Origin of the sequence: Thermosynechococcus sp. HY596, assembly GCF_030518715.1 — a bacterium.
Classification (GTDB): domain Bacteria; phylum Cyanobacteriota; class Cyanobacteriia; order Thermosynechococcales; family Thermosynechococcaceae; genus Thermosynechococcus.
Window position 1 is genome coordinate 1087874 of sequence record NZ_CP130346.1, and the last position, 23661, is coordinate 1111534.

25 protein-coding genes and 1 pseudogene are annotated in these 23661 nt (G+C 54.1%); 14 read left to right on the forward strand and 12 right to left on the reverse strand.

Annotated features, from left to right (window positions below):
* Positions 1-82 precede the first annotated feature (82 nt).
* Positions 83-1519 carry a Fe-S cluster assembly protein SufB gene (sufB, locus tag QYC28_RS05515; RefSeq protein ID WP_149818914.1) on the reverse strand — a complete coding sequence of 479 codons (1437 nt, stop codon included), beginning with the start codon at positions 1517-1519 and terminating at the stop codon, positions 83-85.
* 121 nt (positions 1520-1640) lie between these two features.
* Between sufB and sufR the strand changes: the two genes are divergently transcribed.
* The 5 genes from sufR (at position 1641) to aroQ (ending at position 4315) form a co-directional block, all read left to right on the forward strand.
* Positions 1641-2300 (forward strand): iron-sulfur cluster biosynthesis transcriptional regulator SufR, encoded by a 660-nt coding sequence (gene sufR, locus QYC28_RS05520; RefSeq protein ID WP_149818916.1) that lies wholly within the window; start codon positions 1641-1643, stop codon positions 2298-2300.
* A 1-nt stretch (position 2301) separates the two neighbouring features.
* Positions 2302-3180, forward strand: a complete 879-nt coding sequence (locus tag QYC28_RS05525; RefSeq protein ID WP_302679974.1) for an alpha/beta fold hydrolase — start codon at positions 2302-2304, stop codon at positions 3178-3180.
* A 50-nt stretch (positions 3181-3230) separates the two neighbouring features.
* Positions 3231-3563 (forward strand): photosystem II reaction center protein Psb28, encoded by a 333-nt coding sequence (gene psb28 / locus QYC28_RS05530; RefSeq protein WP_149818920.1) that lies wholly within the window; start codon positions 3231-3233, stop codon positions 3561-3563.
* Between the two features lie 126 nt (positions 3564-3689).
* Positions 3690-3818, forward strand: coding sequence for a hypothetical protein (locus QYC28_RS05535; protein ID WP_255451719.1), 129 nt, complete (start codon positions 3690-3692; stop codon positions 3816-3818).
* A gap of 50 nt (positions 3819-3868) precedes the next feature.
* Positions 3869-4315, forward strand: coding sequence for a type II 3-dehydroquinate dehydratase (gene aroQ / locus QYC28_RS05540; RefSeq protein WP_190278250.1), 447 nt, complete (start codon positions 3869-3871; stop codon positions 4313-4315).
* Here the strand turns inward: aroQ and QYC28_RS05545 are convergent.
* Positions 4312-4851: a YqeG family HAD IIIA-type phosphatase gene (locus QYC28_RS05545; RefSeq protein ID WP_302679975.1), complete on the reverse strand. Its 540-nt coding sequence runs from the start codon at positions 4849-4851 to the stop codon at positions 4312-4314. The genes aroQ and QYC28_RS05545 overlap by 4 nt on opposite strands.
* A 143-nt stretch (positions 4852-4994) precedes the next feature.
* On the opposite strand from QYC28_RS05545, the gene QYC28_RS05550 reads away from it, so the two are divergent.
* From QYC28_RS05550 to QYC28_RS05565, 4 genes are all read left to right on the forward strand, one after another.
* Positions 4995-5492 (forward strand): HNH endonuclease, encoded by a 498-nt coding sequence (locus tag QYC28_RS05550; protein WP_149818924.1) that lies wholly within the window; start codon positions 4995-4997, stop codon positions 5490-5492.
* Positions 5493-5500: 8 nt separating this feature from the next.
* On the forward strand, positions 5501-6211 hold the full coding sequence (locus tag QYC28_RS05555; RefSeq protein ID WP_149818926.1) for a Crp/Fnr family transcriptional regulator: 711 nt from the start codon (positions 5501-5503) through the stop codon (positions 6209-6211).
* A gap of 68 nt (positions 6212-6279) precedes the next feature.
* Positions 6280-6867, forward strand: coding sequence for a hypothetical protein (locus QYC28_RS05560; protein WP_399374965.1), 588 nt, complete (start codon positions 6280-6282; stop codon positions 6865-6867).
* A 107-nt stretch (positions 6868-6974) separates the two neighbouring features.
* Positions 6975-8087, forward strand: coding sequence for an RNA polymerase sigma factor, RpoD/SigA family (locus QYC28_RS05565; protein ID WP_149818928.1), 1113 nt, complete (start codon positions 6975-6977; stop codon positions 8085-8087).
* Here QYC28_RS05565 and ispE read toward each other — a convergent pair.
* Positions 8084-9019: a 4-(cytidine 5'-diphospho)-2-C-methyl-D-erythritol kinase gene (gene ispE / locus QYC28_RS05570; protein ID WP_206199976.1), complete on the reverse strand. Its 936-nt coding sequence runs from the start codon at positions 9017-9019 to the stop codon at positions 8084-8086. The genes QYC28_RS05565 and ispE overlap by 4 nt on opposite strands.
* Before the next feature lie 82 nt (positions 9020-9101).
* Between ispE and QYC28_RS05575 the strand changes: the two genes are divergently transcribed.
* Entirely contained in the window at positions 9102-9956 is an 855-nt protein-coding gene (locus QYC28_RS05575) for a metal ABC transporter permease (RefSeq protein WP_302679976.1), read from the forward strand.
* Here the strand turns inward: QYC28_RS05575 and tsaD are convergent.
* Positions 9901-10962, reverse strand: coding sequence for a tRNA (adenosine(37)-N6)-threonylcarbamoyltransferase complex transferase subunit TsaD (gene tsaD / locus QYC28_RS05580; protein WP_149818934.1), 1062 nt, complete (start codon positions 10960-10962; stop codon positions 9901-9903). The two genes, QYC28_RS05575 and tsaD, sit on opposite strands and share 56 nt — an antisense overlap.
* A gap of 215 nt (positions 10963-11177) precedes the next feature.
* Between tsaD and QYC28_RS05585 the strand changes: the two genes are divergently transcribed.
* Together QYC28_RS05585 and cysK are read left to right on the forward strand one after the other, a co-directional pair.
* Positions 11178-11615: an Rrf2 family transcriptional regulator gene (locus QYC28_RS05585; RefSeq protein ID WP_149818936.1), complete on the forward strand. Its 438-nt coding sequence runs from the start codon at positions 11178-11180 to the stop codon at positions 11613-11615.
* A gap of 63 nt (positions 11616-11678) precedes the next feature.
* Positions 11679-12644: a cysteine synthase A gene (cysK, locus tag QYC28_RS05590; RefSeq protein WP_149818938.1), complete on the forward strand. Its 966-nt coding sequence runs from the start codon at positions 11679-11681 to the stop codon at positions 12642-12644.
* Positions 12645-12723: 79 nt separating this feature from the next.
* Here cysK and QYC28_RS05595 read toward each other — a convergent pair.
* From QYC28_RS05595 to QYC28_RS05605, 3 genes and pseudogenes are all read right to left on the reverse strand, one after another.
* A pseudogene (locus QYC28_RS05595) lies at positions 12724-12996 on the reverse strand (transposase); the annotation flags it as partial.
* A gap of 83 nt (positions 12997-13079) precedes the next feature.
* Entirely contained in the window at positions 13080-13385 is a 306-nt protein-coding gene (locus tag QYC28_RS05600; protein ID WP_302679977.1) for a hypothetical protein, read from the reverse strand.
* A 92-nt stretch (positions 13386-13477) separates the two neighbouring features.
* A complete protein-coding gene (locus tag QYC28_RS05605; RefSeq protein WP_190278251.1) occupies positions 13478-14869 on the reverse strand; it encodes a ParA family protein in 1392 nt (463 codons plus the stop codon).
* Between the two features lie 217 nt (positions 14870-15086).
* Here QYC28_RS05605 and rpsB point away from each other — a divergent pair, with 217 nt between their 5' ends.
* Both rpsB and tsf read left to right on the forward strand, forming a co-directional pair.
* Positions 15087-15878, forward strand: coding sequence for a 30S ribosomal protein S2 (rpsB, locus tag QYC28_RS05610; protein WP_149818942.1), 792 nt, complete (start codon positions 15087-15089; stop codon positions 15876-15878).
* A 17-nt stretch (positions 15879-15895) separates the two neighbouring features.
* Positions 15896-16822: a translation elongation factor Ts gene (gene tsf / locus QYC28_RS05615; protein ID WP_149818944.1), complete on the forward strand. Its 927-nt coding sequence runs from the start codon at positions 15896-15898 to the stop codon at positions 16820-16822.
* Positions 16823-16827: 5 nt separating this feature from the next.
* Here tsf and QYC28_RS05620 read toward each other — a convergent pair whose 3' ends face one another.
* From QYC28_RS05620 to QYC28_RS05640, 5 genes are read right to left on the reverse strand one after another with little or no spacing between them, the layout of a single operon-like run.
* Positions 16828-17478, reverse strand: a complete 651-nt coding sequence (locus tag QYC28_RS05620; RefSeq protein ID WP_302679978.1) for a riboflavin synthase — start codon at positions 17476-17478, stop codon at positions 16828-16830.
* A gap of 7 nt (positions 17479-17485) precedes the next feature.
* Positions 17486-19336 (reverse strand): prolyl oligopeptidase family serine peptidase, encoded by a 1851-nt coding sequence (locus tag QYC28_RS05625; protein WP_302679979.1) that lies wholly within the window; start codon positions 19334-19336, stop codon positions 17486-17488.
* Complete coding sequence (purF, locus tag QYC28_RS05630) at positions 19333-20781, reverse strand: amidophosphoribosyltransferase (RefSeq protein ID WP_149818948.1); 1449 nt, start codon at positions 20779-20781, stop codon at positions 19333-19335. The genes QYC28_RS05625 and purF overlap by 4 nt, the downstream gene beginning before the upstream one ends.
* A complete protein-coding gene (purL, locus tag QYC28_RS05635) occupies positions 20782-23067 on the reverse strand; it encodes a phosphoribosylformylglycinamidine synthase subunit PurL (protein ID WP_302679980.1) in 2286 nt (761 codons plus the stop codon). It lies immediately after the preceding gene.
* A gap of 39 nt (positions 23068-23106) precedes the next feature.
* On the reverse strand, positions 23107-23631 hold the full coding sequence (locus QYC28_RS05640) for a GNAT family N-acetyltransferase (protein ID WP_149818952.1): 525 nt from the start codon (positions 23629-23631) through the stop codon (positions 23107-23109).
* Positions 23632-23661: the final 30 nt, after the last annotated feature.

The window sequence follows — 23661 nt, forward strand, 5'->3', positions numbered from 1 at the left end:
ATATGTCTCAACTGCGAAGCAAAAAAAAACGGCTAAGATGCCCAAGAATCTTAGCCACGGAGAACAACGGCTTGAATCTTCTTTAGCCAACACTCCCCTCGAGCTTCAGGCTCAGCAGGCGATCGGCCTCGACCGCGAATTCCATCGGCAACTGGTTAAAGACATCGCGACAGAAGCCACTAATCATCATTGAGACCGCATCTTCGGCAGAAATGCCCCGCTGAGCAAAGTAGAAGAGTTGATCCTCACCAATTTTTGAGGTTGAGGCCTCATGCTCCACCTGTGCCGTGGGGTTTTGCACCTGAATATAGGGGAAGGTATTGGCGGCTGCCGTATCACCAATGAGCATCGAATCGCATTGGGAATAGTTGCGTGCCCCTGTGGCCTTCGGCCCAATTTTCACCAAGCCGCGATAGCTATTTTGGGAGTGCCCTGCCGAGATCCCCTTGGAGACAATCGTGCTGCGGGTATTCTTACCAATGTGGATCATCTTGGTGCCCGTGTCCGCCTGCTGGTAATGATTGGTGAGGGCAACGGAGTAGAATTCACCCACGGAATTATCCCCCACCAAGACACAACTGGGGTACTTCCAAGTAATGGCTGAACCCGTTTCCACCTGTGTCCAAGAAATTTTGGAGTTGCGGCCAAGGCAGAGTCCACGCTTGGTCACAAAGTTATAGATGCCCCCCTTGCCGTTTTCATCGCCAGCGTACCAGTTTTGCACCGTGGAGTATTTGATTTCGGCATTGTCAAGGGCAACCAGTTCTACGACTGCTGCGTGGAGTTGATTGGTATCGAACATGGGAGCAGTACAGCCTTCAAGGTAGCTCACATAGCTGCCCTCATCAGCAATAATCAGCGTGCGCTCAAACTGCCCCGACTCCCCATTGTTAATGCGGAAATAGGTGGATAGCTCCATCGGACAGCGGGTGTTCTTGGGAATATAGACAAAAGAGCCATCGGAAAAGACGGCGGAGTTCAAAGCAGCATAGAAGTTATCGCCAATGGGGACAACGCTGCCCAAGTATTTCTGCACCAACTCGGGATATTCGTGGAGCGCTTCAGAAATGGAGCAGAAAATGATCCCCTGCTTGGCCAACTCTTCACGGAATGTGGTAGCCACTGACACGCTATCGAAAATGGCATCGACGGCCACATTGCTCAGCCGCTTTTGCTCGGAAAGGGGAATCCCCAGTTTCTCAAAGGTTTCCAGCAGGACGGGATCCACTTCATCCAAGCTCTTCAGCTTTTCCTTTTGTTTTGGAGCTGAATAATAGACAATGTCTTGGTAGTTGATGGGGGGATAGCTCACCCGTGGCCATGTGGGTTCGCTCATCTTCAGCCATTGGCGATAGGCCCGCAGGCGAAACTCCAGCATGAACTCTGGCTCGTTCTTTTTGGCAGAGATGAGGCGGATAATGTCTTCATTGAGACCGCGGGGAATGGTTTCCGTCTCAATTGGGGTGACAAAGCCGTATTTATAGGGCTGATTGACGAGGGATTGTACCGTTGCCGACATCGAGTGTTCTCTTGGGTGAAGGAATGGCCAAAATTTAGAGTATATTAAGCAACAAGATGGTTGCTTTATCCCTAGGACTAATTTAGCAACAAAACGGTTGTTTTAGTCAAGGGGGCGTTGCGTGACGCTCACATCAGATACTAAACAGGACATCTTACACTGCCTTCTCCGCGACGGTCACCTCAGTGCCCAGGAGTTGGCGGCACAACTGGCGATTAGTCCGCAAGCGGTGCGGCGGCACCTCAAAGATCTAGAGGCGGAGCAACTAGTGACCTATGAAGTCCTGTCGGGTACGGTGGGGCGTCCCCAATACCGTTACACGATTAGCGAGGCGGGACGAGAGGAACTACGGCAACTGCAACTGCGGCAACAGTCGAGTCAGACAAAGGGCTTTGCCGTTGAACTCTTGGAATCCGTAGCAGCAACCCTGGGCCCCGAGCAGATGCAGGACGTATTGCAGGCAGCTTGGCAGCGCAAGGCATTGGCCTATCGCGAGCAAATGGGAAGCGGTACTTTGGCGGAACGCTTGGCACGACTGGTGGCCCTGCGGCGACAGGAAGGGTATATGGCAGAGTTTTACCCTGTGAGTGAACCCCAAGGTGCCTATCTCTTTACGGAATACAATTGTGCAATTTCCGCGGTTGCCCAGTCTTTTCCCACCGTCTGTAATCATGAGTTAGAGATGTTTGCGATCGCCCTTGGGGATTGTGCTGTGGAGCGCACCCATTGGCTTGTGGATGGTGAACATCGCTGTGGTTACCTGATTCGTCCTCTGAAGTAGCATGGCCTTTTGTCCGCCCACCTTTGTCCAGCAGAGCTTCAGCACCAGCAGTGGCCGTATGGTCTATTACACCCCCAGCGATCGCTACTGGGGTCAGGTGCAATCTCGCCCTCCCCTTGTCTTTCTCCACAGTTTGGGGGGTGGTTCTAGCCACTACGAGTGGTCGCAGGTGTATCCTGCCTTTGCGGCTCGCTACCGCGTTATTGCTCCGGATCTGATTGGTTGGGGGGAGTCGGATCACCCCGCCCGTGACTACACCAGCAGCGACTACTGGCTGATGATTGCTGAACTGCTGCGCATGCTGGGTTCCCCTGTGCCGGTGGTTGCCTCCTCCCTAACGGCGGGCATTGTGGTGCGCTTGGCGATTCAGCAACCCCATCTTTTTGAGCGTTTGTGTCTAGTCTGCCCCAGTGGGTTCAATGACTTTGGTGAAGATCAAGGACAGGCGATCGCCAATGCCCTGCTGAGGGTGCCGATTCTTGATCGCCTCATTTACACCGTTGCTGCTGCTAACCCCTTGGCGGTGCGCAACTTCCTCACCCAATTTATTTTTGCCGATCCGCAGCGGCTACGCTCGGAAACTGTTGAAGCCTACTTGGATGCCGCCTGTCGTCCCAATGCCGAATGGGCAGCTCTGGCGACCCTGAAGGGAAATCTCTCCTTTGATCTCAGCCAGTATTTACCCCAGTTAACGATCCCCACCGTGATCCTCTGGGGAGAAAAGGCCAAGCTCACGCCCCTTTCTCTAGGTGAGCGACTCTATGCCACTGCCCGCGATCGCCTGCAACAGTTTCACGTGATCCCCAAAGCAGGGGTCTTACCCCATCTGGAGCAACCCGAATGGGTGATCTACAGCCTGCGGCGCGATTTCTTGCTTTAAGTTGTTCCCGATACAGGTATCCTAGAAGTATTGCTTGAAGTGTTGGTGCAATGGCAGAAATTCAATTTATCCGTGGCGTTGATGAAGAAGTGGTTCCCGATGTGCGTTTGACGCGGGCACGGGATGGCAGCAGTGGTCAAGCCATGTTTTACTTTGATAACCCGAAAATCGTCCAAGAGGGCAATTTGGAGATCACGGGGATGTACATGGTGGACGAAGAAGGCGAAATTGTTACCCGTGATGTCAATGCCAAGTTCATTAACGGTCAGCCCGTTGCCATTGAGGCCACCTACACGATGCGCAGCCCCCAAGAGTGGGATCGCTTTATTCGCTTTATGGATCGCTACGCTGCCAGCCATGGCCTTGGCTTCCAGAAGTCCTAACCAGTCTTAAATTGATCGGGTGCCGATTCAAAAAGATTGTGCTAGCTTAAAGTTACGATGCCTTTTTTGTCTTTATTCAGGACACAGGGCATCTGCAAGTTCTATAGCGATACAGTAGGGACATCAATGGATTATCTAGAGAGCCTGCTTGACACCCTCAAATCGTGGTTAAAAAAACTGTTGGAACTTCTAGGTGGCGCCGATCCCACCCCTGAGCTGGAGCCAATTCCGATTCCCGTGCGCGATCGCCGATAGAGTCACGGCATTCAACAAAATTGAGTCAGTTTTGAACGGTTAGGTTAAGCTTGGCCTTTCATATTTTGGTGCTTCATGGCCCCAATCTAAACCTGTTAGGGCAACGGGAGCCGGGGATTTATGGGGTTGTGACACTAGCGAGCATCAACCAATCTTTGGCAGCCTTGGCGCAGGAGTTAGGGGTAACCATTGAGTGCCTCCAATCCAATCATGAAGGGGTCTTGGTAGATGCGATTCAAGAGGCAATGGGGCGTGCCCAAGGCATTTTAATTAACCCCGCCGCCTATACCCACACCAGCGTAGCTCTACGAGATGCGATTGCTGCGGTTGCCCTGCCCACTGTGGAAGTTCACCTGAGTAACATTCATCAACGGGAAACTTTTCGCCATCATTCCTACATTGCGCCGGTGGCGATCGGTCAAATTGCTGGCTTTGGTGCTGATAGTTATTTGTTGGGGTTACGGGCACTGGTCAATTATTTACAAGCAAAAGGCTAATTCTCAGCGGGGCGCGCGATCGCCAGCGGTGTTCCCAACTGTCGTGCCAGCCAAAATTCCAGATTGCGTACCCAAGATTTACCATCAAGGCGCTGGACAAGAACAGGTTGCACCAAGATCGTGAACATCCCCAAGCGATTGCCCACGAGAATATCCGTAAACAGGCGATCGCCCACCATGGCCACCTGATCATAGGGCAAATTCATGGCTTGCACGGCCTGACGAATCTTACGCCGCGAGGGCTTGCCCGCCCCCATCAAAAAGGGTAACTCCACCTGCTGGGCAATACGTTCAATGCGGCGATGGTTCAAGTTATTGCTCACTAGCCAGATCGGCATCTGATGCTTGATCTCCAGTAGCCACGCCAAAATTTTCGGCGGCAGATCTTCATCCCACGTGGGGAGGAGCGTATCATCCACATCCAACACCATGCCCCGCAGATGATATTTTTCCAACAGACTGGGGTGCAACTGTTCAATGGTGCTTTCAAGAATTAAATCCGGTTGCAGCAGTGCTGCTAGAGACCCAGTGGCCATTGAAAACGCAAATAACGAAGAAGAAGCTTCTGCCAGACTATCACGATCCCAGGGGAGAGTGGGAACTGCAAAAATCTTTCCTAGTGTTACTCCAATCACAAAGGATATGCTACCATCTGAGAGAATGCCGCGTGTCAACGGATATGGCGAAGGTTCTGGTACTCAATGCCTCCTATGAACCACTCAATATTACGAGTTGGCAACGGGCAGTTGTCCTTTTAATCAAGGGCAAGGCGGAGCAAGTCGAGCACAACGGCAAGATGGTTTACAACAATTTTCCCTTGCCGACCGTCATTCGTCTGCGGCATTATGTCGTCACTCCCTACAAAGAAATTCCCCTTACTCGCCGCAATATCCTGCATCGAGATGGCCATTCTTGCCAATACTGTGGCTATACCGGGGATGAGCTCACCCTTGATCACGTCATCCCCAAATCGCGCGGTGGCGGTGAAACTTGGGAAAATATTGTGACCGCCTGTGTGCGCTGTAACGTCAAGAAAGGGAATCGCACCCCTAAAGAAGCAAATATGCCCCTACGGCAAACACCGCGTCGTCCCATTAGTAGTTTGTACTTCGAAGTCACGAAACACGTGCGCACCGGCACTCATCAAGAGTGGCGGAAATATGTCATCGGTGTCTAAAGGTTGTTATGTCAAGTATTGAGACCGAAAACTTTAGTCAACTCTTTCCGCTTTTTGGTGCCAGTTCCCAAGAGGCGCTTTCCTCGATGCTCTCAGTGGCTTGGCATAACACCTACCCGGCGGGGCGTGCCATCCTAATTGAAGATGCGTGGGGCAATGCAGTTTACTTTATCCTCGCAGGCTGGGTGAAGGTGCGACGACTGCTCGCCAATGGGGATTTCATGACCCTAGCGATCCTTGGGCCGGGGGATTTTTTTGGTGAAATGGCCATTCTTGACCAATCACCCCGCTCAACAGATGTGGTGGCGCTGTGTCCAGCGGAAGTTTTGTCTGTGCCGGCGCAAAAATTTGTCCATGTCCTGCGCCATGAGCCGGATCTGCACTATCGGATGCTGCAATTGATGGCACAACGGCTACGCTTGACCAATACGCGCATTGAACTGTTGCACAAACCTCCTGCCGTCAAACTAGCCCATGTCTTGGTGAATTTGGCACGGCGCTATGGTCAGCATCCAGGGGGCAATGCCAACACAGCCGTGATTTTCAATGTGCCCATCAAGGATTTAGCGGATGTGGCTAACATTAGCCCTGATGAAGCCCATCAACTGCTGGATAAACTGGTGGCGAAAAACTGGATCAAGATTGATGCGGCCAAGCAACAACTCCAAATTCTCAATTTGCCGCAACTAGAGCAATTGGCACAGCAAGCGGTGAATTAAAGTTCTGTTGGCTTGTTGAGGAGCAGTGACCTCGCCTAGGATAGCAATAGTTGCAAGCTCTTTCTGCTATGGCGATCGCCCCCAACCTCTACGAACACACCTTGGTTCGCTACACGGATCCGCTGCATGCGACAGAACTCCTGCGGCAATATCGCCCATACCTAGAAATGATTCCCAGTATGCGGCGACCTCAAGAGAGTTTAATTCCAATTCCGCTGCCGATCGCCCATATTCAGGTTCCTGCCGCCACAACCTCGAACCAACGTCCCCAAGTGAAGTCGGTGATGGTGCCCTGTGATTTGGTCTTTGTCCTGTGCGATCCCGAGTGGAAAGTCAAAACCGACATTGAACTGCTGGTCTTTATCCATCGGCCAGGGGAAAGCTTTACGGAACTGCTGACCCGCTGGCGCCAATCCCAAGTGCTCCTCAGTCGCAGTTATAGCTGGGATATGCCCTTGCAGCATCGGGATGTCTTTAGTGAGGGCGCCAATCGTCAGTTTCCCCTCTTTGTCCTCTTTCAAGAAACCCTTGCCGTGATCAAGCGCGGTCTCAAGGCTGCCCGGTTGCCCTGCGTGATTGATACCACGATTCTCAAGGAACAGCCGTCTTCAGCCACAAAGCTTATGACGGGTGCCTCAGAAAGCACAGAAGGTTGATCAATATCACAACTTAAGCACCAGCTCCATCACTGCCGTCCCCCTCGCCAAGGGCAGAGAATACCACTATCGAGCTGAATTCTCGATATTGTGAGTTGAGTTGTCCTATGGTGGCTACCCCCATTCAACCCGTGTCCGACCGTCCATTGACAACGGATTTGGTGCGGCAGTATTTGCAGGAAATTGGCCGTGTGCCCTTGCTCACCCCTAGCCAAGAACTGCGCCTTGCCCAACAGGTTCAGCAGTACCAAGCCCTGCTCGCAGTGCGAGATCAGTCCGATGACCCCCAGATCAAGCGCTATGTGGCGGCTGTTACGGAGCGCGATCGCCAGCAGCGGCAGTTGGGGCGTCCCCTTACCCGTACCCAATGGGCTGCGCGACTTAAGATGAGTGTGGCTGAATTGCAAACCTGTGTGCAGGCGGGTCGTCAAGCTTGGGCAAAGGCAGCGAATATGACCCTAAGTGAACTTCAGCACATTGAGCGGCAAGGACAGCGGGCAAAAACCCAATTGCTGCAAGCCAACCTGCGCTTGGTGGTGAATATTGCCAAAAAATATCAACATCGCGGCGTGGAATTTTTAGATCTGATCCAAGAGGGGAGTTTGGGTCTAGAACGTGCCGTTGAAAAATTCGATCCGACCAAGGGATTTCGCTTTAGCACCTATGCCTACTGGTGGATTCGCCAAAGTGTCACCCGTGCTGTTGCTAGTCAAAGCCGCACAATCCGCTTGCCCATTCACATGGTGGAAAAACTCAATAAAATTAAGCGTGCCCAACGGCGTCTTGCGGCTCAACAAGGCGCGATGCCCAGTCTAGCGGACATTGCCCAAGAACTGAATCTGGAGGTGTCACAGGTGCGGGAAGTGCTCATGGCTGTTCCCAAATCCGTGGCCTTGGAACAGCGGGTTGGCTCCGACCAAGAAACGGAATTGCAGGAGCTGATTGAATCCACTGCCCCCACCCCCAATGAAGTGATCATGCGTGAGTCCCTGCGTACTACTTTGAAGCAACTCCTCAGTGATCTCTCGCCCCGTGAGCGGCAAGTGATGGAACTGCGCTATGGCCTCGGGGAGCAGCCCGCCCTTGAGATGGCGGAAATTGCGGCACTGCTGGGACTGAGTCGGGAGCGGATTCGCCAAATTGAGCACCGTGCCCTGCAAAAGTTGCGGCAGCCCCAACGGCGCCGAGAAATTCAAGACTATCTTGAGGAGTTTGCCTAGGGCGTCTCCAACTGAATGCCGTGGGGACAGCACTCACAGATCCATAGATCAAGGTCGGGGTCTGGTAGGGCGCGCCGTACCCGTTGCATGATGCTGTAACCTTCATCGGCAGAGGGCGCTAGGGCAAACACTGTTGGCCCGGATCCTGACATCATGCTGGCGATCGCCCCAGCGGCGAGGAATTGCTCCTTTAACTCTGCCACCAAGGGATAGCGGGGCAACACTACCTTCTCTAAATCATTACGGAGGCTGGCGGCCAATTTGGCGATGTCACGCTGCTGAATGGCCTGTAACAGGGTTGCGGATCCCCCCTCTTGGCGGGCTTTTTCCTGCTCGTTGGGGGTTTGGGCATAGGTGGCGGCGAATTCCTGCCGATAGGTTTGATAGGCCCAAGGGGTGGCCACACTAAGGGAGCGATACTTCCCTAGGATCACAGTTAATCCCTGTAAATCCGCTAGGGGCGTCAACTGTTCACCGCGCCCTAGGGCTAAGGCGGTCCCCCCTTGCAGACAGAAGGGCACATCAGCCCCCAATTGCGCTGCAAAGGTTTGCAATTCCGCTTGCGTCAGACCCAACTGCCACAGGAGATCTAAGCCCACCAGTACCGCTGCCCCATTGGTGGATCCCCCGGCCAAGCCTGCCCCCATAGGAATTCGTTTTTCAATGAAAATTTCAACGCCATCGCGATCGGGAAAATGCTGCTGGAGTAAGGCCGCTGCTTTGTAGGCGAGATTTCGTTGATCGCAGGGAACAGCCGGGTTGGTGCAATGGACTTTAATTTGGCGATCGCGCCGCGGGATGAGTTCAATGCGATCCATGAGGGAAACCGCCTGCATGACCATTACCAGCTCGTGGTAGCCACTGCCATCTAAACAATTGCCAACAATTTGTAAAAAGAGATTAATTTTGGCAGGTGCCAGCAGACGATACACGCAGCCCCATCCTCACAACCACCTCGTTCAATAGCATATTATTCTTCTATTCCTCTTTGGCAGGCGCTAAACAGAAGTCCCCATGATTTTGGAACGAATGATTGAGCTGTTGCAGTTGCCCTTTATGCAGCGGGCACTGTGGGCAGGGATCTTTACGGGAGGGATGGCGGGTGCCCTCGGTAGCTTTACAATCCTGCGGCAACTTTCTTTTTTTAGTGATGCCTTGGGGCACTCAGCCCTACTGGGAATTAGCCTAGGAATTATTTTAGGATTGAATCCCTCCGTGATGTTGTTGCCCTTTGCCGTGGTGTTTGCCCTCGGGGTGACGTATTTGCTCGAGCATACGCGACTGTGGACGGATGCCCTCTTGAATATCATCTATTCGGCCTCGTTGGCGGTGGCAGTGATTTTGCTGAGTATGAGCGATCGCTATCAGGGGGGGCTAAATAATTTACTGTTTGGCGATATTTTGGCGGTGCGCCCAGCCGATCTCGTCATGAGTGGCACGCTCTGCGCCCTTGTCGGCACTTTCATCCTGCTCACGTTACGGGTGCAATTGTTAATCACAGTGAATGAGGCCTTGGCGGTGGCGCGGGGGGCGGCGGTGGGGATTCAGCGGCTGCTGTTTATCACCCTATTGGCCTTGGTGGTTGCCGTCTCGATTAAGACAGTGGGGGTATTGCTCATTAGTGCCTTTGTGGTGATTCCCGCCTGTGGCGCTCGCCTGTGGAGTCGGCAATTTTCGCAGTACGTGGTTTTGGCGGCCCTAGTAGGGGTAGGCAGTGCCATTGTTGGTATGCTCTTGTCAGCAGGGATGAATTGGCCATCGGGGCCGAGTATTGTGGTCTGTCAACTGGTGTTCTTTTTAGGCTCGATCGCCATTAACTCACTGCGAGGGGCGTGGCTGCATAGAGGGCAGAAATCTCCAGCAAGCTGAGGCGTGAACGGGCTGTCAGCTCCAAGGGGGAGCGATCGCCCCGCTGGAAATGATCCACTGCCGCATAGCCAATCATCGCCGCATTATCGGTACATAGCCGCAGAGGCGGAAAAATCAACTGTAGCCCCAAGGGTTCAGCAGCAGCCCTCAGGTGTTGTCGCAGTCCAGAATTTGCCGCTACGCCTCCCCCAATGGCGAGGGTTTTGAATCCATGATCCACTGCTGCCGCGATCGCCCGCTTGGTCAAGGCCTGTGCTACCGCCTTCTGAAAACTGGCCGCAAGGTCAGCCACCGGCAATTCATCATGGGTTTGACGCAGCTCCTCCACGAGTCGTGCCACTGCGGTTTTCAGCCCACTAAAACTGGAATCGTAGGGATGCACCTTGCCATCGGGGAGGCGGATATTTCCCTCTGGTAGATCAAAGGCCTCTGGATTGCCCTGCTGCGCCAAGCGATCGAGCACTGGCCCCCCTGGATAGCCCAAGCCCAGTAGGCGTGCTACCTTATCGTAGGCTTCCCCCGCCGCATCATCCCGCGTTTGGCCAAAGAGTTGGTACTCGCCACAGCCATAAACGCCAATGAGACTGGTATGCCCGCCAGATACCAAGAGGCAGAGAAACGGTGGTTCAAGGGTCGGTTCCGCTAAGTAGGAGGCATAGAGGTGGCCTTCAAGGTGGTGAATTCCCAAGAGCGGTTTTTGCTGCACAAGGGCAAGGGTTTTTGCCGCCGTAACCCCAATGAGCAGCGACCCCACCAATCCGGGAGCACAGGTGACAGCAACGGCATCAATGGCAGACCAATCACAACCGGCCTCACTCATCGCTGCTGTGATCACGCCGTTAATATTTTCCAAGTGGGCACGGGAGGCAACTTCCGGTACGACACCGCCAAAGGGTTGATGGGCACGCACTTGGGAGGCAATCACATTACTTTCAATGGCGCGATCGCGCACTACGGCAGCAGCCGTTTCATCACAACTGGTTTCAATGGCTAGAATTCTGACCATCGGGCAGACGTGGGCATGAAGCTAGAGCCTCTTTTCAGTCTAGCCGGTTTTTCGAGTGAAGTTGCTGAAGGGCGTTTGCGCAATGCCGTGAATTCTCGAGGTTGCAACCTGCGCCACGGTGAAGATTCTTAAGAATCTCCTAAATCCCGATCAAGAAGTAGGATATACTATGGGTTGGGCAATCTGCTCAATGTCGTGCGTGTGCCAAACGTCTTGTGGAACTGTCTGCCAAAAGTGAGTACGCCCTCTTGGCGCTCTTGGAAATGTCAGCGGCCTATGAACAGGCGGAGCCGCTACAAATTCGCCAAATTGCTGCCCTGCATAACATTCCCGATCGCTATTTGGAGCAACTGATGGCGACCCTACGCCGCAAGGGGCTGATTCGCAGTCAGCGGGGCGCCCGGGGTGGCTACTTGCTGGCAAAAGCACCTTGGCAAATCTCAATTTTGGACGTGCTCAACTGTATCGAGGGGATTGAGTCCAAGCTCGCCCAAAAGCCGCCTGAAAAGGGCGATCTGGAGCGTAGTCTGATCCGTTCAGTGTGGCTAGAAGCCTGCGCAGCAGCCAATGATGTTTTGAAAAAGCATACCCTTCAAGATTTGTGCGATCGGCGGCAGGCTTACCAGCAAGTGGATGTCATGTACTACATCTAGGCTGGGGTTGACATTCATCTAATTTCTCTAAGGTTTTTGTCTTGAATTGGAGATTGATATCCCATGAACATTGCCCCCGATATTACTGCCCTCATTGGTCGGACGCCCCTCGTACGCCTGAACCGCATTCCCCAAGCGGAAGGCTGCGTTGCGCAAATTGTTGTCAAGCTAGAGAGCATGAATCCTGCGGCCTCGGTTAAGGATCGCATTGGCCTGAGTATGATTCAGGAGGCAGAAGCAGCGGGTCTTATTACCCCCGGTAAGACGGTTTTGGTGGAACCCACATCGGGCAATACCGGGATTGCCTTAGCAATGGTGGCGGCGGCAAAGGGCTATCGCCTGATTCTCACTATGCCAGAGACCATGAGTGCAGAGCGGCGAGCTATGCTGCGTGCCTATGGAGCAGAGCTGGATTTGACCCCCGGCACAGAGGGGATGAGTGGTGCCATTCGTCGCGCCGAAGAAATTGCTGCCTCCCTTGAAGATGCTTTCATGCTGCAACAATTCAAAAATCCCGCCAATCCCAAGATTCATCGTGAAACCACTGCCCTCGAAATTTGGCAAGATACGGCCGGTCAAGTGGATATTTTGGTGGCTGGAGTGGGTACTGGAGGTACGATTACGGGAGTGGCAGAAGTGATCAAAGCCAAGAAGCCCAGCTTTCAGGCGATCGCTGTCGAACCTAGCAATAGTCCTGTCCTTTCAGGAGGCAAACCAGGCCCCCACAAAATTCAAGGTATTGGCGCCGGCTTTGTACCCCCCGTTCTTAAACGAGAACTCATTGATGAAGTGATCCCCGTCTCTGACGACCAAGCGATTTATTTTGGTCGCCGCCTAGCCCGTGAAGAAGGCCTTCTTTCAGGCATTTCCAGTGGGGCTGCCCTTTGCGCTGCCATTCAGGTGGCTCAACGACCCGAAAATGCGGGCAAGTTAATTGTCATGGTGCAGCCGAGTTTTGGTGAACGCTACTTAACCACACCCCTGTTTCAGGATGCACTGCCCTTGGTACCTAGTTACTTGCAACATTAGGCCTGCTTTGAGTTCAGCGTCAGAGGTTGTTTTGTGCCAACTAAAACTTGGTTTGTGGGGTGGGGCCTAGGGTGTGTCATCAGTTAAGCCAGATAACAGCGGCAGCGAGATATATCGCACCTAAAAAGTTTCGCGCTGTCTTATCGTAACGTGTAGCAATCCCTCGGTACGGCTTGAGCCTAGCAAAAAAATTCTCAATCAAGTGCCGAGCTTTGTACAGTTCTTTGTCATAACCACGACGCTGTTTACGACAAGACTTGGGCGGAATGACAGCCTCGCACCCTTTCTCCGCTAGCCGTCTTAGCACCCGCTCATCTGCAGCATAGGCTTTGTCCGCCAGTAATGCCTCAGCAAAACACTGCCTCGATGGTCAATCTATCTGATGACACGCCCTAGAACTTCGGCCAATTGGGACTGAGTCACAGCAATTTTCCTCTAAACTCTGTCAAACAGTGTAATTTTGGCCAAGAGTCCTGCCACCATCAAAAACAGTGCCACCAGTAATGCCCACAGGCGATTGTCCGTTGAACTTTGGCGTTTCCCTAGCTCCACTAACTGCTCGCGATTGTTCTGTACTTCTAGGCGAACGGCCTCGATTTTGGCCTCCATGGTGTTAAATTTTTCACGGATTTCTGCTTGCCCCACCTTCACTTCAAGGGTGAGTTCTGTCAACTGCGACTGGATTACCTTGACGGTTTCCAGAACTTCGGCTAGTTGGGATTGGGTGACAGGCTCGGTCATGACGGCTGCTCAGGGAGGGGTAATTTCATTTTAGGGGAGCAAGCAATTTCTGTTTTCAGATTTTTTATAAATCTTGTTAGGAAGGTTGTTGGTTAGGGGAGGTCATTGACAGCAGCTAAGGGGCGAAGATAGGTCTGCACCAATGTTTGATAAAAGCCTAAGACGCGCTTATCTTTGAAGACAGCAGGAACACGGGCAAAGGCGGCACGGGAAATAATGGCATATTCAGGAATGGCAAATACGCTTGTGTCGTTGGCTTGATACTGTGGCCAAAAGTAGGGAGTGAGGTGGGGGAGTTTCTGGAGAATCCGTTCAATTTCTGTTTGGGCAACGGCCATTGCCTTGTCGGTTGTGGGAGCACCATTAAAGAAAATAGGCAAAGGAAGGGGGCCGCCTTCACGGCGCAAGGTGTGAATTTCATTAAAGAGAAATTGGTGAATCACCTGAGCGGCATTGTTGAGGGAGGAGAGATCGGTGTGGCGGGTGGGAATCAAAACGGCGTCACTGGCATACACGGCGCTCTTACTTAAAAAGAGCCAAGCACTGGGGCAGTCAATGAGGATGTAGTCGTAGCGATCGCGCAAGGGGGTAAGGAGTTCCCGCAGGCGGGTAATGGGTGGATATTGGGTTTGCATCGCCTGAATGAGGATGCTTTGCAGTTGTGGCGCAGCAGGAATGACGTCAAAAATATGGGCAGATTTGATACTGCTGCTGGTGCGGATGCGCAGGTCAAAAGGGCGAATCGTAGCCGTAATCGGCTCATCAGGGTTTTGCAGACAAGCCGCAAGGGTCGTACTGGTGGGGGTTAGCTCAAGGGCGCGGCTGAGATCCCCTTGGGGGTCACAATCAACGAGCAAGACAGCGGCATCTGCCACAGCAAGGGTGGCGCCCAAGTTAATCGTGGTGGTGGTTTTGCCCACTCCCCCCTTATGGTTATAGAGACAGAGGGTGGTGGCACGGGGGCGCGATCGCAAGCAGGTTTTGAGGTCTTCGATAATGCCCTCAAGGCGATCGCCCGTCAGTTCATAGTTGGGCGTCACTGGATAGACCAAGTGACCATGGCGTTGAAAAAGCTGTAGATGGCGGGCATTCGTGATCAACCCCCAAGCGGTTCCTTGGCAATGGCAACCCCTGAAAAGTTGGCGGAGTTGTTGCAGAGCGCGGCTATGATGGGCAGACCCATTCTCAAGGTTCAAGACCACGGTTTGACTGGGGGTATTGCGGGAGCGACGGGCAGGGGGTTTAATCTCCACAATTAAATCGGGGTCAACTTGAGTCTGACAAAAAGGAGGCTGATGCTCGCGGGGGAAACGGGCTGCCACATCGGCAATGCCTGCACCTGTGTCAAAGGAAGAGAGGCGATCGCGATCGCCGAAGCCCAACACACTCAGGAGCGGTTGCACAAAGTGCTGCTCAATAACGGCTTCAGAGGTTTCGTCACCGTGAATTTGTTGCCATTGCGATCGCAAGCGGGAAATATCCAACGTTCAGCACCATCCAGCCGTCTTGAATCTTTCAGAATAGTTTGGCCACCCCTGAGCGTCAAGATCACGACGCTACCAAATCACTGTGGATTGGGCTTTCCAACAGCCTTGATCATTGGCTATGATAATAAATCTGCAAATCTTTCACATTCGTCCCCTTGGGTGTCCTCACCGGATGATGGACGGATGGTTGTTTAACCCATAGGAGTACAACTCAATGGCAGTTCTTAGCCTTGCCCAAATGCTGGAGGCAGGGGTTCACTTTGGCCACCAAGCCCGCCGCTGGAACCCCCGGATGGCACCCTACATCTTCACGGTTCGCAATGGGGTGCACATCATTGACCTCGTGCAAACCGCCCAACTGGTGGATGAAGCCTACAACTACATCCGCAACGCCGCTGAAAAAGGCAAACGCTTTTTGTTTATTGGTACTAAGCGCCAAGCCGCCGGCATTGTCGAACAGGAAGCGCTCCGCTGCGGCAGTTACTACGTCAACCAGCGCTGGCTGGGGGGAATGCTCACCAACTGGAACACGATCAAAACCCGTGTCGATCGCCTCAAAGAATTAGAAAGCATGGAGGAAAATGGCCTCATTGATCTGCGGCCAAAACAGGAGGCCTCAGCCCTGCGGCGAGAACTGGCACGTTTGCAAAAATACCTTGGCGGGATTAAACAAATGCGGCGGCTGCCCGATGTCGCGATTATTGTTGATGTCAAGCGCGAGTACAACGCCGTTGCCGAGTGTCACAAATTGGGGATTCCGATCGTGGCGCTGCTGGATACCAACTGTGACCCCAATCAAGTGGATATTCCCATCCCCGCTAACGATGATGCCATCCGTTCGATTAAGCTGATTGTGGGTAAACTAGCCGATGCCATTTACGAAGGCCGCCATGGTCAGTTGGACGAACCAGAAGCGGATCTCGGTGATGAGGACGACGATGGGATGACCGCCAGCGACGATGGTGATGCTGACGCCCTAGATATTCCAGATGATTCTGACGCTTAATCCTTGAGGAACAGATCATGGCAGAGATTTCAGCCAAACTAGTCAAAGAACTGCGGGACAAAACCGGTGCCGGCATGATGGACTGCAAGAAAGCCTTGCAGGAGTCCAACGGCGATATGGAAGCCGCCATTGCTTGGTTGCGGCAAAAGGGTCTAGCCTCTGCGGGTAAAAAAGCCGGGCGCGTCACCAGTGAAGGTCTGGTGGATAGCTACATTCACACTGGCGGGCGCATTGGCGTGCTGGTGGAGGTGAACTGTGAGACCGACTTTGTGGCTCGCAACGAGAAATTCAAAGCCCTTGTCCAAGACATTGCCAAGCAAATTGCCGCTTGCCCGAATGTAGAATTTGTCTCAATCGACGATATTCCTGAGGAGTACAAAGAAAAAGAACGCCAGATTGCCCTTGGCTCCGATGCCCTGAAGGGCAAGCCCCCCGAGGTCAAGGAGAAAATTGTTGCTGGCAAACTGGAGAAAACCCTCAAAGAGTTGTGCCTGCTCAACCAGCCCTTCATCCGCGATCAGTCCAAGACCGTTGAAGAGTTGGTCAAAGAGCACATTGCTGAACTGGGGGAAAATATCCAGATTCGCCGCTTCCAACGCTTTGTCCTCGGTGAGGGGATTGAGAAGCAAGAAACCAACCTTGCTGAAGAGGTGGCCGCCCAAACCCAAGCCATGAGTGCTGCCGCAAAAACTGCCGAAGCACCCGCAGAAGTGGCCGAAACCGCAACGCCTGAAGTGAGTGCCCCTGAACCAGCAGCGGAAACAACACCTGACGAGCCAGCTCCAGAACCTGTCGCAGTTTCTGAGCAGACAGTGGAACCAGTGGCTGAGCCTGCTGCCGAAAGTCCTGACCCAGTCGCTGAACCTACGGCTGAAAGTAAGGGATTTGGTGCTGCTGCCAAAAAATCTGGTGGCAAGTCTCGGACTGCCAAGAAGAAAAAATAATGACCCTAGGCGTAGCCATGGGCTTGGAGAAAGGCGAGGTCAATTTCGACTGCGGTTGAGGCGTCTTGAGGCTGGAGAAACTTGCGGGTATATTTGCCCAATAGATCCGCCTCTAGGTTCACGCCATCGCCAACCCTAAGAAATTGCAGCGTGGTTTCTGCATAGGTATGGGGGATGACAGCAATGCTAAATTCATCCCCTTTTTCATTGCAATGGGCAACGGTAAGGCTAATGCCATTGATGGCAATACTGCCCTTGGGGATGATGTAGGTTGCTACCGCTTCAGGGGCAGAGAAGGTGAATTCCCAACTCGTGCCTGTGGGCGCGATCGCCAGTACGGTGCCGACACCATCCACATGACCGGTCACAAAATGCCCTCCTACCCTATCCCCAACGCGTAGGGCAGGTTCTAGGTTCACCATTGCGCCTGCTGCCGCTTTGGCCGCCAATGTGGTGCGTTGCAGCGTTTCCGGGGAGACACTGACGGTAAAACCGGTGGCATCAACTGTTTCCACTGTGAGGCAGACGCCCTCAACGGCAATACTATCGCCAATGGCCACGTCCTTAAGAAAAGGGGCAGCGGCCGCAGTAATCGCCAACTGGGACTCGGAGCGTTGCTGGAGCACACCGATCGCCTGAATAATGCCAGTAAACATTGTTCTTCTAGCCTTTGAGTAAATGCCTTTGATAAAACTTCAATTCTGCCTCAAGGGCGGTGGCGATCGTGCTGCTTTGGCGGAAGCCGTGTCCCTCTTCGGCAAAGGTGTAATATTCTACGGGAATGCTCTTGGCCTGCAGGGCGGCTACCATCTGTTCCGCTTGGCTGGGGGGAGCAACGACATCCTTTAGCCCCTGAAAGAAAATCACCGGACAGGTGAGGCGATCCGCATGGTAGAGGGGCGATCGCTGGCGGTAGAGGTCTGCCCCTTCGGGATAGGGGGCAATCAGTTGATCAAAATAATGGGCTTCAAAAGCATGGGTTTCCTTGAGCAGGCTAAGGAGATCGCCAATGCCGTAGTAACTCGCCCCCACATGGAAGGTTGTGGTAAAGGTCAGGGCACACAGAGTAGTATAGCCCCCAGCACTGCTGCCGCGAATGGCCAAGCGATCGCCCGCCACTCGTCCTTGAGCCACCAAATACTGCGCCCCTGCTCTACAATCTGCCACATCTACCACCCCCCACTGTCCCCGCAGGGCATTGCGATAGGCACGACCATAGCCGGTACTACCACGATAGTTGACATCCAACACCGCAAAGCCGCGACTTGTCCAAAACTGGATGCGCAAATCGAGACCTGTGCCACTGGCTGCCGTCGGTCCGCCATGACTTCTCACGATTAAGGGGGGGTGTGAGTCTGCCGGGGGTTGTACTTGGGGATTTTGGGGTGGGTAGAAAAAGCCGTAGGCGGTTGCACCCTCAGTTGTGGGAAATTCCATCACCTCAGGCTGCGAAATCCACGCCGGCGGCAGAGGAGAAGCAATGGGTTGCAGCGGTGTGGTGGTGCCGTCATCCAGATTGAACTCAACAAGATGGGGGGGTAACAGGGGCGAACTGCCAATCAAGGCAACGGCGCGATCGCTCAGGCGAACGAGAGAATGAATCTCAGTGTAGTCCGTCGGGACAGTTTGCCACTCACCCGTGGCTAGGGAGACGACTGCCAGCCGCCATAGCCCGCGATCGCTATAGGTTAAAACTGCCGTTTCAGCGTTCACAAGAGCATAGGTGGATTGACCAAAGACCCAGAGGGGCACCCCGGCATCATAACTGGCCTGCCAAACGGGTTCATGGCGGCCATCACGGTAACGATAGAGATTCCACCAGCCAGAGCGATCGCTGATGTAGTAGAGGGTCTCTCCTTGCCATTGGGGTTGCTGCACAGATTCCTCACTACTGCCAACAATGCGGTAGGGCGTACCAAGGAAACCGTCACTACTGACCATGGCTCCCCACAGTTCACAGCCATCCCAAGGCATCTGCGGTGCTGACCATTGCAACCAGACAAGGGTATGACCCTCTGGACTCAAGCGTGGCGCAGCATAAAAGCCAGCCCCAGTGATCAAGGACGTCCGCTCCCCCGATAGGGAAATGGCAACAAGGGATTGCCGTGAGCTACCCTCTGGCAGATGTGCCTCTTCGACACATAGCAGGCGATCGCGCCAAGGATCGACGCAACCATCGGCAAAGCGCGTATTCGCCGCTTGATAGATTAACTGAGGGCTGGGTTCCCCAAGGGCGTAGATCCCCTGATCGGCATCATTAACAAAGTAAATTTGATCACCGTGGTACCAGTAGGCACCGCCGCCATACTCATTCACGCGCGATCGCGCACTCCAAGGGGCAGCCAAAAGTTCTTGCCCTTGACGCACCAGCACTACTCGCCCCTTTTCTTGGGGACGCCGCTCTAACCACACCAAACCTAGGGGAGTGGCGCGCAATTCACTGAGACTGGTGGCCGCAGCACTGACTGCGGTGGCAGAGAGGATGGAAGGCCAGTGACCGTAGTCCAGACTCATTGGGGAATTTGCTCAAGCACCAACTTTTGCCGTTTCACTGGCTCCGGGATGCTAATCGGGTACTTGCCTGTAAAACAGGCGGAACAAAAGCGATCGCCCGTATCGTAGGTGGCGGCAATCATCCCCTGCCAACTGAGGTAACTCAGGGAATCCACGCCAATCTGAGCCGCAATCTCAGCCACGGACTTGGTGGCTGCAATCAGTTGATCTTGGGTATCGGTGTCAATGCCATAGAAACACGGGTGAGTGACCGGCGGCGAGGAAATCCGCATATGTACTTCCACTGCACCGGCATCCCGCAGCGCTTTGACAATTTTGCGGCTAGTGGTGCCCCGCACAATCGAGTCATCCACAATCACCACCCGCTGTCCCATCAACACATCCCGCAGCGGATTCAGCTTCATCCGAATTCCCGACTCCCGCATCGACTGGGTGGGCTGAATAAACGTGCGCCCCACATAGCGATTTTTAATCAAGCCTTCGGCGTAGGGCACCCCCGTCGCTTGGGAAAAGCCAATGGCCGCTGGCACACCCGAATCGGGCACAGCAATCACCACATCGGCATCGGCGGGGGCTTCACGCCCCAACTGGTACCCCAGGCGCTGGCGGTAACTATAGAGGCTCTCCCGCTGCATGACACTATCGGGGCGGGCAAAGTAAATCATCTCAAAGATACACAGCTTGCGTTGGGATTCTGCCCATTGCACACTGCCAATGCCTTCAGCAGTAATGTGGACGAGTTCCCCCGGCTCCACATCCCGCACATAGTCCGCACCAATAATATCGAGGGCACAGGTTTCAGAAGCAAGGACATAGTGGAGTGTCCCTTCTATCATTAGGCGGCCAATCACTAGGGGACGAATGCCGTGGGCATCCCGCAGCCCAAACAATCCCGCTGGGGTACCCATGACTAGACTAAAAGCCCCTTGGCACTGTTGAGCCGCAGTAATCATCCCCTCTGACCAGGATTGACCAGTAGCCACCGCTTGGGCGATCGCCCAGGCAATGAGTTCCGAATCCGTTGTGCTTGCTAACACCGCCGTAGGGGCATCACAGGCTAGGACTTGTTCGCGCAGAGCGTAGGTATTCACCAAGTTGCCGTTGTGGGCTAAGGCCAAAGGCCCAAGGCGAGTGTCCACCACAACGGGTTGCGCATTGACAATGCGACTAGAACCCGTGGTCGAGTAGCGGTTGTGGCCGACAGCCAAATCTCCCACCAGCCCTCCAAGAATCTCTTCGTCAAAGACTTGGGAGACCAAGCCCATATCCTTGTAACAGTGGACGGTGTCACCCGCAAATGTGGCAATTCCCGCCGATTCCTGACCTCGATGTTGCAGGGCATAGAGACCAAAGTAGGCGAGGCGAGCCACATCCGCCCCCGGGGCATAGACCCCAAACACACCACAGGCTTCTTCCGGCTTATCAGCAAATTGTTGTTCTGTCATTTAGTCCAAATACTTCGGCAGGGGCGATCGCCAAGCAATACCTAACTCTTTTATCGTAACCTTGATAAGCGGAGAATTGTCACAGGTGTCAATACACAGTTCTGTATGTTCACCATTAACAACCCCTAGGCGTGTCCAAGCATTGGGCAGTTGCGCCTGCACATAGGTTTCCCACACCGTCTGTGCCGTTGGCGGCACCGAAACCAGAATGCGCGCCCCCCCTTCAGCAAACAGCAGCACATCCCACCGCGGATAGGTGCCCGCTGGCAATTGAATCGTTGCCCCCCGTTGGCCACTGAGACAGCTTTCCGCCAAGGCCACGGCCAAGCCCCCCTCGCTGAGATCGTGGGCACTGGCAACCCACCCCTGCTGAATGCCATAGCGACACACCGCCTGCACTCGCTGCTCTAGGTCTAAATCAATCTGAGGTGGACGCCCCGCCACAAGGCCATGGATCTGGGCAAGGTATTCCGACCCACCGAGGCTCAGGCGCGGATCACTCAAGGGCGTGGTCAGAGGCAACCCCAATAGGTAAATGGCATCTCCGGGCGATCGCCAGCCCTGACCGACAACCCGCTGCAAATCGGGAATCAACCCCACCATCCCCACCACGGGGGTCGGATAAATCGGCTGTGGTTGGCCGTTGCTATCAATCGTTTCGTTGTAGAGGGAGACATTGCCCCCGGTGACCGGCGTTTGTAGGGCACGACAAGCCTCGGCCAGACCCCGACAGGCATGGGTCAACTGCCAGTAACCCACGGGCGTTTCGGGACTGCCAAAGTTAAGGTTATCGGTAACGGCCAGAGGTTCTGCTCCAACACAACTCAGATTACGAGCCGCTTCGGCCACGGCTGCTTTGCCGCCTTCGTAGGGATCCAGATACACATAGCGGCTGGGACAATCCACGGTTGCTGCAATCCCTTTTGGGGTACCCCGCAGGCGAATCACCGCTGCATCAGCATCACCGGGGAAGACGAGGGTGTTGTTTTGCACCTCGTGATCGTACTGACGATAGACCCATGCTTTAGAGGCAATACTGGGGGTGGCGAGAAGAGTGAGCAAAATCTCCGCGGGCGATCGCGCCGGTAACGCCAATTGATCCACCGACCATTGCCGCGCCTGTTGGACATAGACAGGTGGCTCACTGGGACACTGCCGCTCATAGACAGGGGTATCTTCCGCTAGGGCACGGGCAGGCACCTCTGCGGCCACCTCGCCCCGGTAAAGCACCCGCACCAGCGGTTCAGCAATGACGCGACCCACAACCACCGCCTGCAAGCCCCAGCGATGGAAAATCTCAATGAGTTCCGCTTCCCGCCCTTGCGCCGCCACAAAGAGCATCCGTTCTTGGGATTCCGAAAGGAGAAACTCGTAGGGCACCATCCCCTGTTCCCGTACGGGCACTTTGTCCAAGTCCAGTTCAATACCAACACCGCCTTTGGCAGCCATTTCCGCAGTCGAGCAGGTCAAGCCCGCTGCCCCCATATCTTGGGCGGCCACCACTGCCCCGGTTTGAAAGGCTTCCAGACAGGCTTCAATGAGGCATTTTTCCATGAAGGGATCCCCCACTTGGACGGCGGGGCGATCGCTCATTGATTCATCAGTGAGTTCGGCACTGGCAAAACTAGCCCCTCCCATGCCATCACGACCCGTTGTAGAGCCCACATACAGCACCGGATTGCCAATGCCACTGGCTGCCGATTTAACAATTTCTGGGGTTTCCATGAGGCCCAAGGCCATGGCATTCACCAAGGGGTTACCGGCATAGCAAGGGTCAAAATAGACCTCGCCCCCCACTGTGGGCACACCGACACAGTTGCCATAGTGGGCAATACCCGCCACGACTCCTTTCACCAATTGTTGGGTTTTGGCTTCCTTGAGATCGCCAAAGCGCAGGGCGTTCAGCAGGGCAATGGGACGCGCCCCCATCGTGAAAATATCCCGCAGAATCCCCCCCACGCCGGTCGCTGCCCCCTGAAAGGGTTCAATGGCCGAGGGATGATTGTGGGACTCAATCTTAAAGGCAAGGCGCAAGCCATCCCCTAAGTCCACGACGCCGGCATTCTCACCGGGACCGACCAGTACCCGTGCCCCTTGGGTGGGAAACTGCTTGAGCAGGGGACGGGAGTTTTTGTAGCAGCAATGCTCTGACCACATCACCCCAAACATGCCCAATTCCGCGCGGTTGGGATGGCGGCCAAGGCGGCGGATAATTTCGGTGTACTCTTGGGGCTTGAGGCCTGCAGCAGCAATCTCAGCCTCAGTGACGAGGGGGGGTTGGCTCATGGCAAAGGATTATTTCGGCTACGTTATTGATTATCGAGCCTAGCGGGAATTGGGGTACCAAAACATCCCCTTAATCCCCTCGGGATCCGGGCGAAAACCCAACTGACGGTAGAAGTCCACCACATGGGGATCGGCAAAGAGGGTAATGTTGCTGATGTCCTCGCTGCGCAGTTCTTTGATTATCTGCCGCATTAATTCTTTGCCCAGACCCCGCCCTTGAAATTCTGGATGCACGACCACATCCCAAATCGTGGCATTAAAGGCATGGTCAGAGGTAGCACGGGAAAAGCCAATCAGACGACGATAGGCACCCCGCTGCTCCCACATCGAGATCACCAAAAAGCTATGCTGAATTGCTTTTTTCACCTTGCGAATGGGACGGCGCGACCAGCCCACGGCATCACAAAGTTCTTCGAGTTCATAGACATCAATATCTTTTTCTTTGCTGAAAATAATTTGGCTTTCGCTGCCATTGTCCCGCTCTACCTGAGAACCTAAACTAGGGGACGTCGTGGTGGTGCTGGCAGTCGGTTGCGAATTGAACAGCGATTTCCAGAAGCTCATGCAAGTATGCTGGAGATGGGAGAATGACCA

Coding starts and splice junctions, on each gene's coding strand:
- QYC28_RS05535 (WP_255451719.1), top strand. CDS start 3,690: ATGGATTATCTAGAGAGCCTGCTTGACACCCTCAAATCGTGGTTAAAA.
- QYC28_RS05640 (WP_149818952.1), bottom strand. CDS start 23,631: ATGAGCTTCTGGAAATCGCTGTTCAATTCGCAACCGACTGCCAGCACC.
- QYC28_RS05550 (WP_149818924.1), top strand. CDS start 4,995: ATGGCGAAGGTTCTGGTACTCAATGCCTCCTATGAACCACTCAATATT.
- tsf (WP_149818944.1), top strand. CDS start 15,896: ATGGCAGAGATTTCAGCCAAACTAGTCAAAGAACTGCGGGACAAAACC.
- QYC28_RS05545 (WP_302679975.1), bottom strand. CDS start 4,851: ATGGCCACTGGGTCTCTAGCAGCACTGCTGCAACCGGATTTAATTCTT.
- cysK (WP_149818938.1), top strand. CDS start 11,679: ATGAACATTGCCCCCGATATTACTGCCCTCATTGGTCGGACGCCCCTC.
- QYC28_RS05625 (WP_302679979.1), bottom strand. CDS start 19,336: ATGAGTCTGGACTACGGTCACTGGCCTTCCATCCTCTCTGCCACCGCA.
- rpsB (WP_149818942.1), top strand. CDS start 15,087: ATGGCAGTTCTTAGCCTTGCCCAAATGCTGGAGGCAGGGGTTCACTTT.
- psb28 (WP_149818920.1), top strand. CDS start 3,231: ATGGCAGAAATTCAATTTATCCGTGGCGTTGATGAAGAAGTGGTTCCC.
- tsaD (WP_149818934.1), bottom strand. CDS start 10,962: ATGGTCAGAATTCTAGCCATTGAAACCAGTTGTGATGAAACGGCTGCT.
- QYC28_RS05575 (WP_302679976.1), top strand. CDS start 9,102: ATGATTTTGGAACGAATGATTGAGCTGTTGCAGTTGCCCTTTATGCAG.
- purF (WP_149818948.1), bottom strand. CDS start 20,781: ATGACAGAACAACAATTTGCTGATAAGCCGGAAGAAGCCTGTGGTGTG.
- QYC28_RS05555 (WP_149818926.1), top strand. CDS start 5,501: ATGTCAAGTATTGAGACCGAAAACTTTAGTCAACTCTTTCCGCTTTTT.
- sufB (WP_149818914.1), bottom strand. CDS start 1,519: ATGTCGGCAACGGTACAATCCCTCGTCAATCAGCCCTATAAATACGGC.
- QYC28_RS05560 (WP_399374965.1), top strand. CDS start 6,280: ATGGCGATCGCCCCCAACCTCTACGAACACACCTTGGTTCGCTACACG.
- purL (WP_302679980.1), bottom strand. CDS start 23,067: ATGAGCCAACCCCCCCTCGTCACTGAGGCTGAGATTGCTGCTGCAGGC.
- QYC28_RS05565 (WP_149818928.1), top strand. CDS start 6,975: ATGGTGGCTACCCCCATTCAACCCGTGTCCGACCGTCCATTGACAACG.
- QYC28_RS05525 (WP_302679974.1), top strand. CDS start 2,302: ATGGCCTTTTGTCCGCCCACCTTTGTCCAGCAGAGCTTCAGCACCAGC.
- QYC28_RS05600 (WP_302679977.1), bottom strand. CDS start 13,385: ATGACCGAGCCTGTCACCCAATCCCAACTAGCCGAAGTTCTGGAAACC.
- QYC28_RS05620 (WP_302679978.1), bottom strand. CDS start 17,478: ATGTTTACTGGCATTATTCAGGCGATCGGTGTGCTCCAGCAACGCTCC.